The 15,819-nt window shown below is 22.7% G+C and carries 12 protein-coding genes; 1 reads left to right on the top strand and 11 read right to left on the bottom strand.

From position 1 onward, the window contains the following. Window positions 1-5: 5 nt before the first annotated feature. From obgE to ACLFO7_RS00540, 5 genes are all read right to left on the bottom strand, one after another. Window positions 6-1,289: a GTPase ObgE gene (gene obgE / locus ACLFO7_RS00560; protein WP_412032405.1), complete on the bottom strand. Its 1,284-nt coding sequence runs from the start codon at window positions 1,287-1,289 to the stop codon at window positions 6-8. 2 nt (window positions 1,290-1,291) lie between these two features. Then, entirely contained in the window at window positions 1,292-1,876 is a 585-nt protein-coding gene (locus tag ACLFO7_RS00555) for an MPN565 family protein (protein WP_412032404.1), read from the bottom strand. 102 nt (window positions 1,877-1,978) lie between these two features. Next, window positions 1,979-2,296 carry a hypothetical protein gene (locus ACLFO7_RS00550; protein WP_412032403.1) on the bottom strand — a complete coding sequence of 106 codons (318 nt, stop codon included), beginning with the start codon at window positions 2,294-2,296 and terminating at the stop codon, window positions 1,979-1,981. A 90-nt stretch (window positions 2,297-2,386) separates the two neighbouring features. Beyond that, window positions 2,387-3,046, bottom strand: a complete 660-nt coding sequence (trmB, locus tag ACLFO7_RS00545) for a tRNA (guanosine(46)-N7)-methyltransferase TrmB (RefSeq protein ID WP_412032402.1) — start codon at window positions 3,044-3,046, stop codon at window positions 2,387-2,389. A gap of 7 nt (window positions 3,047-3,053) precedes the next feature. Beyond that, window positions 3,054-6,194, bottom strand: coding sequence for an SNF2-related protein (locus ACLFO7_RS00540; RefSeq protein WP_412032401.1), 3,141 nt, complete (start codon window positions 6,192-6,194; stop codon window positions 3,054-3,056). A 115-nt stretch (window positions 6,195-6,309) separates the two neighbouring features. Here ACLFO7_RS00540 and ACLFO7_RS00535 point away from each other — a divergent pair, with 115 nt between their 5' ends. Beyond that, entirely contained in the window at window positions 6,310-8,370 is a 2,061-nt protein-coding gene (locus tag ACLFO7_RS00535; protein ID WP_412032400.1) for a DUF2779 domain-containing protein, read from the top strand. A gap of 51 nt (window positions 8,371-8,421) precedes the next feature. On the opposite strand, the gene ACLFO7_RS00530 is transcribed toward ACLFO7_RS00535, so the two are convergent. From ACLFO7_RS00530 to ACLFO7_RS00505, 6 genes are all read right to left on the bottom strand, one after another. Then, complete coding sequence (locus ACLFO7_RS00530) at window positions 8,422-10,014, bottom strand: MIP family Ig-specific serine endopeptidase (RefSeq protein ID WP_412032399.1); 1,593 nt, start codon at window positions 10,012-10,014, stop codon at window positions 8,422-8,424. Window positions 10,015-10,140: 126 nt separating this feature from the next. After that, complete coding sequence (gene rnmV / locus ACLFO7_RS00525) at window positions 10,141-10,668, bottom strand: ribonuclease M5 (RefSeq protein WP_412032398.1); 528 nt, start codon at window positions 10,666-10,668, stop codon at window positions 10,141-10,143. After that, window positions 10,638-11,639: a ribose-phosphate diphosphokinase gene (locus ACLFO7_RS00520; RefSeq protein ID WP_412032397.1), complete on the bottom strand. Its 1,002-nt coding sequence runs from the start codon at window positions 11,637-11,639 to the stop codon at window positions 10,638-10,640. The genes rnmV and ACLFO7_RS00520 overlap by 31 nt, the downstream gene beginning before the upstream one ends. A 21-nt stretch (window positions 11,640-11,660) precedes the next feature. Further along, entirely contained in the window at window positions 11,661-14,024 is a 2,364-nt protein-coding gene (pheT, locus tag ACLFO7_RS00515) for a phenylalanine--tRNA ligase subunit beta (RefSeq protein ID WP_412032396.1), read from the bottom strand. Window positions 14,025-14,026: 2 nt separating this feature from the next. Then, a complete protein-coding gene (pheS, locus tag ACLFO7_RS00510) occupies window positions 14,027-15,052 on the bottom strand; it encodes a phenylalanine--tRNA ligase subunit alpha (RefSeq protein ID WP_412032395.1) in 1,026 nt (341 codons plus the stop codon). 73 nt (window positions 15,053-15,125) lie between these two features. Then, window positions 15,126-15,818 carry a M48 family metallopeptidase gene (locus ACLFO7_RS00505; protein WP_412032394.1) on the bottom strand — a complete coding sequence of 231 codons (693 nt, stop codon included), beginning with the start codon at window positions 15,816-15,818 and terminating at the stop codon, window positions 15,126-15,128. Window position 15,819 lies beyond the last annotated feature (1 nt).

Genomic DNA, 15,819 nt, shown 5'->3' with positions numbered 1-15,819 from the left:
AAATATTAGTCTACAATATATTCAATATCTTCTATTATAAAGATATCTCCTTTTATTGCTCCAAATTCCTTTAATTTTTTTTCTATTTCATCTAGTTGAATTTTTTGATTAAACCTCACAACATTATCATCAGTTGTTTGGGGAATTCTATTATACCAATAATGAATCTTAGGTGATGTAACTTTTCACAATTTATCATCAACTCTTACAATAGTTATTTTACCATCAAGTTCTTTTTCTACTTTTATTAATTTATATGAATTTACATTATTTTCTTTTTCAATTTCTCATTCATTTTTATATTTTGAATATTCTTCAAATATATCTTTTAATAAATCATCAATATTTTGTCCATTCAATGCACTTATTTTATATAGTTTTTTATTTTTTAAATGTCTTTTTAATTTTTCAAAATTCTTTTCTCCATTTTCAGTATCCATTTTATTTGCAACTATATAAATGCATTTGTTTAATAATTCATGTTTATATTTAACTAATTCATTATTAATTGTTTCATAAGCTGAAATAACATCATTATTATCAATATCATCCATTGAAATAATGTGAATTAAAAAATGGCAACGCTCAATGTGTTTTAAAAATTCAAACCCTAATCCAACACCATGACTTGCTCCTTCAATCAAACCAGGAATGTCAGCAAATATTAAATTATTGTTATCATATTGAACAACACCAAGCACTGGAAACAATGTAGTAAATTGATAATTACCAATTTTTGACTTTGCATTTGAAATTTGATTAATAAATGTAGATTTACCAGCATTAGGTAATCCAACTAATCCAACATCAGCAATATATTTTAATTCAAGTTCAACTTTTAATTGTTGACCCTTATCACCATTTTCAAAAAGTGTTGGAGCTTTATTGTAGCTAGATTTAAAAAAAGCATTTCCATGACCACCTCTACCACCTTTACAAATTGTGTATTGTTGATTAGTTTTTAAAATATCTACAATTATTGAATTGTCTTTTGTATTTTTAATAATAGTACCTACTGGCACTTTTACAAATACATCATTACCATCAGCACCATGACAAAGTTTAGAACCGCCATTTTCTCCATTTTCAGCAGATATTTTTTTAATGTATCTAAAATCAAAAAGAGTATTTATATTGTGATCTCCAATAATAATCACATCTCCACCTCTTCCGCCATCTCCACCTCATGGACCGCCTTCAGGATAATGCGCTTCTTTTCTTCAACTAATTACGCCATTCCCTCCGTCACCAGCCTTTAATTCAAGTATACATTTATCAACAAATTTCATTTTTAATCCTTTTCTATTTCTACATAATCTTTTTCATTATCATCTTTTAAATGTTTAATTACATCATTAAATTCTTGCTGTTTCAAATTTTCTTCTTTAAATTTTTTATAATAGTCATATGCACTAGAACTATTGGCCATTATAATATTTGTAATATAGTTTGTAATAAAAAATATTATCAATGAAGAAACTATTACAATAAAAAATCTTGCAATTATTATATAAACAAAATTTGATGTTGTATAAGGTATTAATCCACTAACTATTGTTGTAATGCAAATTACATGAGTCATAAAAATAAAAGGTATTGCGTCATAATTTATTAATTTGAATAAAAGCTTAAAAATCAAAAAACTTAGAATTGATAAACCAATAATTCCAATAATTATGTACAAAATGTTCATATTAAAAATATAAGAATTATTCTCAGTTGCAATTTGTATTCAATTTAATTTAAGTAAATTAATTTCACCAACTAATAAAAAAACTATTAAATATGGAATAAAAACAAGAATAAATAGAAATAGAAAAAGAATCATTTTAGAAGTAGAAACATTAGAAGAATTATTATAAAAAAAATTAGTCATCATAACACCTATTTATAGTAAAAATAATAACACAACATAATACATAGTTATATCAACTTGTGAATTAAAAACCATTAGTGTTGAACACACTAATGGAATAAATTAATTTTCTTGAGTTTTTTTGGCAATACATTCAGGATGCATTGGTTCAAGATTATAACTTTGATTATTTAGAAAATCACCATTTAAATGAAAGACATCTCAAGAGTTTTTACCTTTTGGTTGTTCACCAATATATTGTGTTCTAAACATAAGTTTACCACATGCATGACAAGGAGCAACTTGATTTAAATCTACTTCTTCTAATGCTGCAGGTTTAAAACGTTTAATGAATCTTTCACTTTTAATATAATGCTCTCAAACTTTTCTTAACTCTCTTTTGGTTCATTTCCCTCTTTTATCAGGTCTTGTATCTTGCATGATATACACTCCAATTCTTTATTACCCTTTATTAATGTTATCATTACATTAATTATTATTTATACAAAAATATCAGAGATTATTTATTTATTATTTACTTAATGAGAACACTATTTTTTTTATTTTTACTTTTTTATTTTTTCATTTAATTTCATATTCTGTTTGAATATTATTAGCATTATTTTCTCAATCATTATATATATCATCACATTCATACAAAATGTTGTAATTATTATCACGCAATACTTCTAATGTATATTTGTACAATGATTCATTATCTGTTTTAAACTCAATTATTCCATTTGGATTTAGAATTTTAAAATACTGTTTCAAAAATTTATTATTAGTAAGTCGATTTTTTTCATGATGTTTTTTTGGTCATGGATCACTAAAATTTAAATATATTTTTGATATTTCATTTTCATTAAAAATATTTTCAATCTCATTAGCATCAATAGATATTATCTTTATATTATCTAATTTATTTTCTGATTTATTTATTTTGGTTAAAACCTTATATAAAATTGTTGGAAATTTATCTATTGCAACATAATTGATATTTGGATTAAGATTTGCCTTTTCTACAATAAACTTTCCTTTTCCACATCCTATTTCTATTTCAATAGAATTATTATTTTTAAATACATCTTTATTTCAATTTCCTAAATTATCAAAAGGATTTTCTATATAGTATTTTTTATCAGAAAATAATTTTTGTTCATATGTGGTATTTTTTCTTAATCTTCCCATAAATATCCTAATCAAATTTTTTTATATCTAATATTTTAAGCATTTGCTTCATAGAAAAATTGTCATTATCAACTTTATTAAAATCTAATATTTTATTTATTAATTCTTTTTTAGAATTCTGTATATCTATAATTTTTTCTTCAATAGAATCATTCATAATTAATTTATAAATTGTTACATTATTTTTTTGTCCAATTCTATGAGCTCTATCACTGGCTTGATTTTCAACACTTACATTTCATCACAAATCATAATGTATAACATTGTTAGCACTTGTTAAATTCAAACCTACTCCACCTGCTTTTAAAGAAATAAGGAAAACCTTAATAGAATTATTTTTATTAAATAAATCTACAAGATTTTGTCTTTCTTTTTTTGGGGTACTTCCAGTAATTGTTAAAAATTCAATATTTTTTAAATATAATTCATTTTGAAAAAAACTAATCATTTCAGTAAATTGTGAAAACAATAAGATCTTTTCACCCTTTTCAATTATTTCATAAATTAAGTTCATACACATTTCAAATTTATTACCATTAGTTTTAGCATTTTCATAAAGAAGTTTTGGAGAACAACAAAGTTGTCTTAATTTAGTTAATAAAGATAAAATAAATATTTTATTTTTTTCTATATCTTTTTCTAGCATTGATTTATCAATATCTTTTCTAATATTTTCTAGCAAATGTTTATATAAAATTTTTTGCTCTGAATTAAAATCAATATACATTAATTGTTCATTTTTGTCAGGCAATTCTTTTAATACATCTTTTTTTGATCTTCTTAAAATAAATGGAGAAATTTTTCTTTGAAATTTTTTATAATTTTCATCAGAACTATTTGAAATAAATTTTTTAAATGAGTTGAAATCATTTAAAAATCCAGGCATTATAAAATTAAATAATGACCATAATTCTAATGTATTATTTTCCATTGGTGTTCCAGTTAAAGCAATTTTATGATTTGCTTTAATTGACATTATAGCTCTGGCAAATTTTGTGAATCTATTTTTTATAGTATGACCTTCATCAATTATTAACACGCTAAAATTTTTGTTAGAAAATTTTGATAAATTTATTTTTAATAAATTATATGAAATTATTACAACATCATAATCAAACATTTTTTCAAATAAAATATCTCTTTTTTCCATATTTCCATCAATGACACAAACTTTTAAATGATTGGCATGTGTATCAAATTCTTTCTTTCAATTATAAATAAGAGAACTTGGCGCTACAACTAAAGATGTAAAGGAATTTTTTGAAGTAAAATAATCTGACAAAAAACCAATTGATTGCAATGTTTTTCCTAGACCCATTTCATCTGCTAATATACTTCCAGTTTTTAATTTGTGATGTAATTTTAATCATCTTATTCCATGCAATTGATAAGGTTTTAAAATTGATAAAAGATTGTTAGGAAGTTCTACTTTAATATCATTTATATTTTTAAAATTTTTTATAAAATTACTAATTTCATCATTCTCTTTAAAATTTTCACATAATAAGGAATAATTTCATTTTTGTGCAAAAATTTTATCATTTATAAAATCATTAAAGCTTGCATTAAATAACTTTAGTTGATTTCCTAAATCATTAAAATCAATATCATTTAACAAATTAATCATTTCTCCATTAGATAATTTTACAAATTCTTGTTTTTGAATATATGCATTCACAATTGATTTAATATCATCATTTGAATAATTATTTAAGCTCCAATTTATTTGTAACAAATCTTCTCTTTTTGTTAAACCACTCACTACAAATTTTGTTTTTGTTTTTGTTTTGAAAATTAAATTTTTTGCAATTTTCATTTCAAAATTTTCATTGTTCTTGTTCAATTTTAATCATCTTATCATTTTATAAAATTCTTCTTCAGTGCTAAAGACATAACAATTATGTTTTTCACTAAAAATATTTATAAGTTTTTCAATCCTCTTAAATAATTTTTGTTCTTTTTCCTTATTTCTTTTATCAATATCTGTAATACCATCATTATGGTAATAATATTTATCTAGATAACAAAATTTAACTATTAAAATAGGATTCAAAAATTCATTACTATATCTTAATTCAAGAGAAAGTTTTGGATCCTTATTTAATAAATTATGTTTAATTAATATTGACTCATCAAATTTCAAATTAAAGTCCTTAAAATTATTATTAATATAATTATATAAATTAATGAAATCTGCTTTTGTGCTTCCATGATTAAATTGTCAATAAAAATTCTTACATTTATCATATGTATCAGGAGAATCGATGCAATATACAATTGAGAATTTATCAAGTGGATTATTTAAAAAAAATAAAGATTTTTCAAGTTCACAAAAATGCTCTGTAATAATAAAATCTGTTTTACAACAATATAAATCATTGTAATTTTTTTTAATAGATATTCTTTTATTAAAAAAAGATGGTTTAATTTTTTCATCAATAAATTTTTGATTTAAATAATCAAGTGATAATAACTTTGTTTTATCCTTTTCATTGTAAATATCTATTTTATTTTCCCAACAATAATTCAAAAAATAGTAAAATTTATCCTTATCCAAAATAAATGATTTACGATTAAATTTTTTCAAAATTTTTTCTTCTTTTAGTAAAAAATTAAAAATATTACTATATTTTTTATCAATTTTATTAAGTAAAAACTCTTTTATATTTTCTTTGTTAAACTCTATTGTAAATTTATCATCAAACAAATAAGATATATCACTTATATTATGTTGTTTTCCATAAATATTAAATTGAGGAGTAAGAATGATTTTATCGTTAAATGCATCTATTAAAAATGAGAATGTATAGGAAGATGAATTATACAAATTATTTACATCAATTATTAATTGCTCATAAAAATATTGATACAACATTGAAACAATATGCTTACAAAAACCTTTATAATTTTTAAAACTTTCACAATCACAATGTTGCTTTAATAATTTATATTCCTTATCAAAAATAACTTTTGATTTATTTCTATTACTAATGCACGATATTTCTAAATTATCATTATTTGTGATACATGAAATAATAGGAATAGAATCTAAAAACTGTTCTATTCCTCTATCTAAAAATATGTCATAACAAACATTATCTTTTATAAGTTTTTGTAGAATAAAATCCATTGAATTATTGTAATACAAAAAACATTTAATTATTTTTTTCTTTATATAATAAGAACAGATATTAAATATAGTTTTTATAAATATTAAATCATATGTTTATTCTATAAATAAAAAATATGTTAAATTTATAAATATGAAAAAGTCTAAATATATATCAAAATATGATTACATAGCATATTATACTAAGCCAAAGGCTTTTTGATTTTACACTAATACAGAAATAGAATCATCATTAGAAACAATATATAGAAAATTATCAAAAAATAATAAAGATATCTTATATGATGATTGAGATGAAGATAGTATTAATGAAGCTGATGATGAAAAAGATAGTTACCAATTTTATTTAGAAAAAAAGGAAGAACTAAAAAACATTGATTTAAATAATCCTCAAATTGCTGAAGGTATAATAATTGATAAAGAATCAAAAAAATTTATTATTGAAACTTATAATAATTCTTTTGATTACAAAATTGTCGATTTTGATGATGAAATATATAAATATAAAAAAATGGAAGAACTTGCTGAAATTACAAAGGATATAATTTTAAATAATAAAAATGTCATCATTTTTCAAGGAGTTTTTATTGACAAAAATACAATTACAAAACCTGATGCATTAATAAAAAGTAATAACAATATTATTGTAATTGAAACTAAGGGTACTTCAACTGCTAAAAAACATCATTTTTTAGATTTGTTTTATCAAAAAAACGTCATTGAAAATCAAAAATACTTAATTGAACTAGATTGCATATTTGACTATAAACTTTGTTTAGTAAAATATGAAATACTAAATAAATATCAAATTAGCTTTTCTATAACAGATTACATAAATTATACAAAAGTTTATAGTGATAATTCTATAGTGCAAAAATCACCTTTCAAACTAGAATTAAAAGCATTTAGTAAACTTGGTTATCATGTTGTTAAATCATCAACACCTAGAGAGCCAAATGGGGATGATGGAATACCAATTAGATTGAAAGCAGTTCTAAATCATAATTTAATAGATTTTGATGAAAGAATTTGTAATGCTAGATCAAATAAAAAAGATATTGAAGCATCTCAAGAAGATTTTTTGAAAGTTTTAAATGAATATGATCAAGTTATAGAAACTTTATGAAAACACAAATTATCGATGAAAGAAACAGACTATATCAAAGAAATTCATCCTAATTCAAATGACAAAAGTAGATTTAAAAATTTTGATTATTTTCCTGAGGAAAGAAAAATATATTCATTAATGGGTTATAACAGATTAAGTTATTCTGGGAATATTGCTTATCAAGATAGCACAAGTTTAGATAAGGCTAAAATTAATGAAAACCCATTAGATTTTTTAAAAGAAAGTAAAGATCAAAAATGTAGCTATAAAGAAATATTTACATCTAGTGACTTAATAAAAGTAGATTATGAAAAAACTCAAAAATTATTGGATCAATTGAAGACAAAAAAAGTTTATTTTGATTTTGAAACTATAAATACAGCTATTAGATCAATTGATAAATCATTACCATTTGCTCAAATCATTACTCAATGTTCAATAATAAAAGATCTTGGGCAAAATGTTATTAATGCAGGATGTAATAATATGATTATTGACCCAACAAAAATTAATGATAAATGATTAATGGATATTGTTGACAACATTTATGCTGGTAATGAAATTAAATACTCTAAGAAAGATAATGAGTATATTGTTGATGGCGATAATAATAATGAAATTTCATATGTTGTATACAATAAAACATTTGAACGCTCAAGATTAAAAGAAATTGATTTAAAACTAAATAACAAAGAATACACAATAAAAATTGAACACATAATCAATAACTTATATGATATTGCAGATTTTTTTACAATAAGTGCAAAAAGAGGATATTACATTTTTATAAAAGAGTTAAAAGGGTTTTATTCAATAAAAAAAGTACTTCCATTAATTTCTAAATATGCTCCTGATATTTTTAACTTAACAAATTGTTTAAATTATAATGATCTTGAAATTTCTAATGGAAGAATTTGTCAAGAAAAAACAATACAAAGATTTTTTAAATCAATAAATGATGAAGAATGATTACAACTTGAAGACAAATTAAAAACATATTGTGAAAATGATGTTAGAGCAATGATTGCAGTAGAATATTTTATAAAAGATATACTAAATAACAAAATTGATTTCTCTAAAGAATAATTAAAAAAAACACAATTCAAAATAAAATAGTATGAATTGTGTTTTTTAATATTAAATATTTCCATTAGGAAATAAATTAGTCTTATAATTAGCGTGTTTAACTTTATATAATGAATCTTTATATGAATTTTTTTGATTAGAAAAACCCCCATATACTAAATCATAAGGTTCAGGATTATATCACTTATACTTGCCACTATAATTATATCCTTCGCTTCTTAATGCCTGAATAATTCCATAATCTGTAGAATTGTCATAAGCAAACTGAATCCCCAGTGTTTCTTTTTGTGAATTCATCATCATTGATCCAGAAGCACCTTCTGGTAAATCATCATGTCTTAATGTATAGAATAGTCCTCAATATAAAAAGTCTTCTTTTGTAAATGGATTTGATTGAGAAAATCAAGAAAAGTTTAAAACACCATCATAAATACCCTTTGAATTTGGTATAACATCATCAAAAGAACTATAAAAACTTGAATTGCTTAAACTACTTCCATGATTTGGAGGGTTATTTTTATCAATGTCATTTCTTGTATTACTATAGAAAGATATTACATCATTATTGTAACCACTTTCATGAACATTAGGAAAACCAAATGTATAATAGTCATTTTCTTTAATTGTAGATTCAGAACTAATTAAAGATTTAGCCATTTTAAATTGTTCATCTTTATTTCAATTAGCATAATCATTTGTAATTGATCTTGCATCATTTTCATTTTCAAATGTTACTTCAATTACTGCAAAATCAGCTGTTTCCTTCTTGCTAGTTCATCTTGGATCTTTGTTATAATCAGAAGGATCTGATTTTAAAAAATCTGTTGCAATAAATACAGTTTTAACTAATGGATTTTCATCATAAACATATCCTCTTGTACCATCTTCTAAATCTTGGTATCTTGCAATTGGCACAATAACTTGACTATAATTTGCTGCTTCTCTTTGAGAATCTCCATAATATTTTGAACCAACTTCTGGATTAACGATTTTTCTAATTCTTAATTCTTTTGTTCTTAAATCTTCATGTTCTTTATAATAACTATTGTATCCATTGTAATCATTATGAACTACCAAATTATAAACAACATGTGCATTTGTAGCAAAATACCATGTTAATGGATAGGAACCATTATCACTTAATTTATAATCTAGTATTCATCCAGTGCCCATATGGGGACCTATTCCATCATAGAAATTTAATGAAACACTTCTTTTAGCCATATTCAAATACTTATCATTTACAATATAACCTTTCAATGATGATACTCTTGTTTGGCCTTCCATATTTGTTCTTGGCCCACCTTCAGCAATTAGAATTGCATTATTTTTATCATTAGGATTTGCAGCAGATGATTTACCATATGCATCACTTTTGCTAGTTACACCAATTGGAGCATTTGGATCACCTCAATATTTATTATCATCTGGTTTTGTATCTGGAAAATTTACGCCTGGATTGTCAGGATTATTTCCATTTCCCTCATTGTTTGGATTATCTGGCATAGTTTGATCATTATTTATATCATCTTTGATAAAATTATTTTTGTATTGTAATGACAAAGGAATAGCTATAGCACTTGTTAAAACTAATGATGCAATACTAATTGCTGTCACACTAAATATTAATAATTTTTTTCCCATATTTTCTACCTTTGATTATTTACAGTTATTATATAATAAAAAATAACATTAATCTTTATGCAAGTTGTACTATAAAAACAAAAACTATTTATGACTAAAGGTCTAAATAGTTTTACAAAAATTAAATTATTTAATTATATTTTTAATATCATAATATGACATGTTTAACATATTAAGTCTTTTAAATAATTGTTTATTATTACAATAAGAAATATTCAATTTATTACATAAAGAAATTCTTTTGTTTTTACTATCAAGTTCTAAATTTAAATATTCTTCTCAAGAAATAGAATTATTAATTGCATTAAAAGTAACTATATTATCAAATGCTTTATATATAGATTCATCACTTGCTTCTGCAACTCCAATTTTTTTACTATTTGAAAGAATATCATTTTTGTTTATAAAACAGTTTTTAGAATTAGGAAAAATATCAATTAATTTTTTTCTTATCTTTTCTCCAGGACCATCAGGATCTAAAAACAAAATTAAACCATTTTTTTGTGATAATTTTTTAATATCATGAATTGTCTTTTTATTTAACGATAATCCATTTGTTTCAATTGTATTTACATTAAAAAGTTTTTTCAATTTTGCTGAATCAGTTTTTCCTTCAACAACTACTATTTCTTTGATATTTTTTTTATGTTGCATACATTATTTCAATATTTATCATAAATTTTTGACACAGATGTGTGCTTAATTTGAGCTTCAATAATTTCAGATAAAAATATTGATAAATCAATTACTATAATTTTCTTATGCTTTATAGACATATTTTCAATAATTGTATCAGTTACATATAATTCATCAACAATGTTATCATCTAATGCTTTATAAAATTTTTCTATTGCATTATTAGAAAATAATCCATGAGTTGCCATTATAATAACTTTTTTTGATCCAGCTTCCTTTAATAATTTTGCTGAAGACAATACTGTTCCACCAGTATCAATCATGTCATCAATTAACAGACAATCTTTACCTCTAACATCACCAAGAATGTTAGATACTTCTACTACATTTGGCTTTGGTCTTCTTTTATCAACAATAGCTAATTGAACATCTAAATATTCTGAAATATTTCTAGCTTTTTTAACAGCACCATAATCTGGTGCAACTATACAAAAATTTTTTTCACAACCGTTTCTTTTTGTATATTCATTTATTAAAATTGATGCAGCTGTTAATGTATCAACTGGCACATCAAAAAACCCTTGAGTTTGTTCTGAATGTATATCAATTAATATTACTTTGGTAGCTCCTGCTTTCATTATGAAATCTGCAACCAATTTACATGTAATAGGTTCTCTACCTTTTGCTTTTCTGTCTTGTCTTCCATAACCATAATATGGAATAACTGCAATTATTGATTGAGCAGACGCCCTTTTTAAAGCATCAATTGCTATTAGCAATTCCATTAAATTATCATTTACAGGTGTTGATGTTGATTGAACTATCAATACATCTTTCCCTCTAACAGGCACTTTTGGCTTTACTAAAAGTTCTCCATCAGCAAATTTAGACACACTAACTTCACCTAATTCTATACCTACTCTTTTAGCAATTTCCTTTGCATAATGCAAACCATTGGATAATCCAAATACTATTCAATTCTTATTCATATTTTACCTAACAATAAACTATTACTTTTTAATTTTAAAACTTTCTTTTTCAAAAAAATCAATTATTCTATTAAATCTAATGTTTATTTCATCTTGTGACATTTTTTCACTGTTCTTTTTAATGACAAATTGCACATTATAAGAGATTTCATTTTCATTTATTTTAAATACATCAATTATTTTATATGATTCAATATCATCATTTTTTTCTAATGAATTAATTAAAGAAGTGACATTTTGATTTGTCAAAATTATAGATAAACTTCTAACAATACTATGTGTTGTGCTTGTTATTTTTTCTATAATGAAATTTGTTTCTACTTCTTTCTTAATTAGTTCATTAATTTTCACTTCTATAAAAAACAATGGTTGATCAATTTTACAATCGTTTACATAGTTTGGATTTATTTGACCTAAATAACCTATTATTACATTTTTATCATCACAAATAGCTAGTGAATTTAATTTTAAGAAAGTAGTTGAATAAATATCAAAATTATCTTTAAAAGTAATTTTTTGATTAAAGTTTTTAAAAAAATCAATTATCAATGATTTTAAATAAAATATATCAACTTTTACAAATGACTTATTAATACTATTAAAGTAAATTTTATCTCTTAATAGTAATGAAAGATGGTAGGTTTCTTTTAAATCATAATTCAATTTTTGCAGCTCAAATATTGGAATTAAATCATTTTTATGTGCTTGATTATATGAATAAACATTTAGTAATTGACCAATAATTGAACTTCTTAAAAATTGTTTGTCTTTTGAAATTGGATTAATTATTTCATAAAATTTCTTTGCATTGAAAATATTATATTTTTTATTATTTTCTTCTGATGTCAAATTATAAGTTTTTACTAAGCTGTAACCATTATGAATAAAAAAATTATTTGTTTTAACAATATTTTTATATTCATAATTGTTCAATAAAGGGTTTACAAATGTACTATCAATAGGATTTAATTCCATTTTATTAACATCAATAATTTTTAATAACTCTTCTATAACATCATAAATTGTAGTTACATCTTCTCTGTAAATTGGAGGCAATATATAATTATTTGAAAATTCAAATCCTAAGTGTTTTAAATGTTTCTTTACATCACTTTCACTCATTTTTATACCAAGCAAGGAAACAATTTGTTTATAATTGAATTTTATTTTTGTATTTGATAATTTAAATGGTGTAAAACTTATTCCTTCAAATTTAGACTTACTACTTTGAAGTAAATTAATCATCGTTTCAAATGATTTTATTCTTATTCACATAGGAATTTTTTTTGAGTTTAAAACTGAAGCATCAGTTTTAATTTTCATTTTTCTACTTGAATTTGCAATATCTAAATTATTAAAATTTGCAATTTCAAAAATCACATTTTTTGTGCTGTTAGTAATTGATGAATTTTGTAATCCTATTATTCCTGCAACACAAACATCTTTATTATCAGTTTTAACAATCAAAGAACATTTTGGAGTAAGATATTCTTTTGAATCTAAAGCAATATATTTTTTATCAGATTTCAATTTTTCAACTGAAAAAGTATTTCCTATCTTATCTTTATCATAACTATGAGCAGGGGTACCACCTAAAATCATAACTAAATTACTTATATCAACTATAGAATTTACTGGTCTAACACCTGAATTCATTAAATATGATTTTACAGTTCATGATGATTCAGTTGGCATCATATTTGACATTTCTATTGTTCCAAAGAAAGGAGCATTTTCTTTATTTATATTTAATTTAATTTTGTTTTTCTTTATTCCTGAAAAATTAAAACTATAATCAAAATTATAATTAGGTTTTAATATATGTAACAAATCATGTGCTAAACCAATTACACCATTTAATTCATTTCTATTTGATGGTATTGACACATCATAAATTGTGTCATCAAAATGAATATATTTAAGTGGATCAGTATCATTTAATTTTGCATTATCATCTAAGATAATTATATTATCTTTATCAATATCAGAAATGTATTCAGTATTTAAAGTAAGTTCATTATATGCGCAAATCATTCCTTCAGAAACTATTCCAAGTAATTCTTTATATTGTATTACTCTACCATCAACCATTTTAGCTCCCTCAAGAGCAACAATAACTTTGGCACCTGGTTTAACATTATCAGCACCACAAACAATAGTTCTTTTTTTATTATTAACTTCTACAGTACATAAATTTAATTTATTTGATTTAGGGTGTTTTTTTGTTTCAGTAATTAACCCAACAATAAGATTATTAACCTTATCAAAAGTATATTTATTTTCTATTTCACATCCCATTAATAATAAAGTTTTTTCAATATCACTATTTTTAATTTGTTTAAAAATAGGGAAAAAGTTTTCTAACAATTTTCTTGATAATAACATAACTACTTTCCTCTAAATTGTTTTAAAATTCTAAAATCATTTTCATAAATATATCTAATATCATTTATTCCATACTTAAGCATAACAATTCTATCTATTCCCAGTCCAGCAGCAATACCACTGTATTTATTACTATCAATTCCTGCACTCTCTAAAACACTAGGGTGTAGTAATCCTGAACCTAAAATTTCAATTCATCCAATCTTTTTACACACATTACATCCTTTACCATCACAAGCAAAGCAAGATATATCCACTTCCATAGATGGTTCAGTAAATGGGAATTGAGAAAGTCTAAATCTTGTTTTTGTATTTTTTTTAAATAGATGTTTCATTAAAGCATCAATTAGTCATTTTAAATTAGATATTGATATATTTTCTTTAACTCAAACAATATCAATTTGATTAAATTGATGAGAATGAGTTGCATCATCATCATCTTTTCTAAAAACATTTCCAAAAGCTACTGATTTTATTTCAGATTGTTTATTTTTTTCTTTTAATACTTTTGCAGTTACTGATGTACAATGAACTCTTAACAATTCTTTATCATTAATATAAAATGTATCAGATAAACTTCTAGCTGGGTGGTCTTCTTTAATATTTAACTTAGTAAAATTTAAATCAGTAGTTGTAATTTCATTGTCAAAAATAATATCAAAAGATAATCTTTCAAAAAAATCTATAACTTGATCTGTAACAATTTGAACAGGATTAAGTGAACCAGATTGTAAATAATCAACTGGAATCATTGGGTCAAATTCTGATTTTATAGAGTTAAGTTTTTCAAATTCAATATTATTTAATCTTTCTTCAACAATATCATCAATCATTTTTTTATAATTATTTATCTTAATTCCAAGTTCTTTTTTATGTGCAACATCTACTTTTTTTAATTCATCATACAATGGCACTAAAAATTTTTTACTAAAAATATTTTTCTCTTCTATTAAAACATTTGAATTATTAATTGAAGAGATATGTTTTTTAAATTCGTCAATTAAAATAATATTTTTATCTTGAGACATAAATTTTCTCCTTAATTCTATCTTTCAAAGAATATAAAAATTTTACTAAAAATAATATCTTTTAATTAAACTATTAAAAATTTTTAAGATAGTTTCTAGCTTGTTTATAATTTGGATAAATTCTTGAAACTAGTGATCAAAATCTTTCTGAATGATTTGCTTCAATCAAATGACATAATTCATGGATAATTACATAGTCAATTATTTCCTTTGGAAATGTAATTAAACGTGAAGAAAAGTTTATTAATTTTAAAGACTTTCTACAATTACCTCAACAGCCAACCATCCATTTTATATTTATTTTTTCGACATTAAAACCATATATTTTTGCTAATTCAAATGCTCTATTGGTAGTGTACTTTTGAGACTCATTCTTAAATAATTTTTTTATTAATTTAACTTTATTAGATTCATTTTTTAAATACAATGTAACTGTTTTATATCCAATAACATACTTTTCATTACCATTATGACTTTTTGTTATTAAATTGTGTTCTTTACCAAATAATGAAATTAAATTATTATTTGGATTATAAAATTTACCAGCGCTTTTTTTATCTATTATTTTCTTAATTTCTAAAAGATTATTATTCACAAATTCTTTAACTAAATCAATAGAAATTTTAGGCGGTACATGAACATGTATTTCTAAATCATTTGTGACTTTAATCTTTAATGATTTCATATTTTCATATACTTTAATGAAGCATAAATATTCATCATTATTAATATTTATTTTGTAGCTATGAAGTAATTTTTTTCTCATA

This window comes from Malacoplasma muris (genome assembly GCF_046774425.1).
Classification (GTDB): Bacteria; Bacillota_I; Bacilli_A; order Mycoplasmatales; family Mycoplasmoidaceae; genus Malacoplasma; species Malacoplasma muris.
This window is presented reverse-complemented; position numbering and strand designations above follow the sequence as displayed.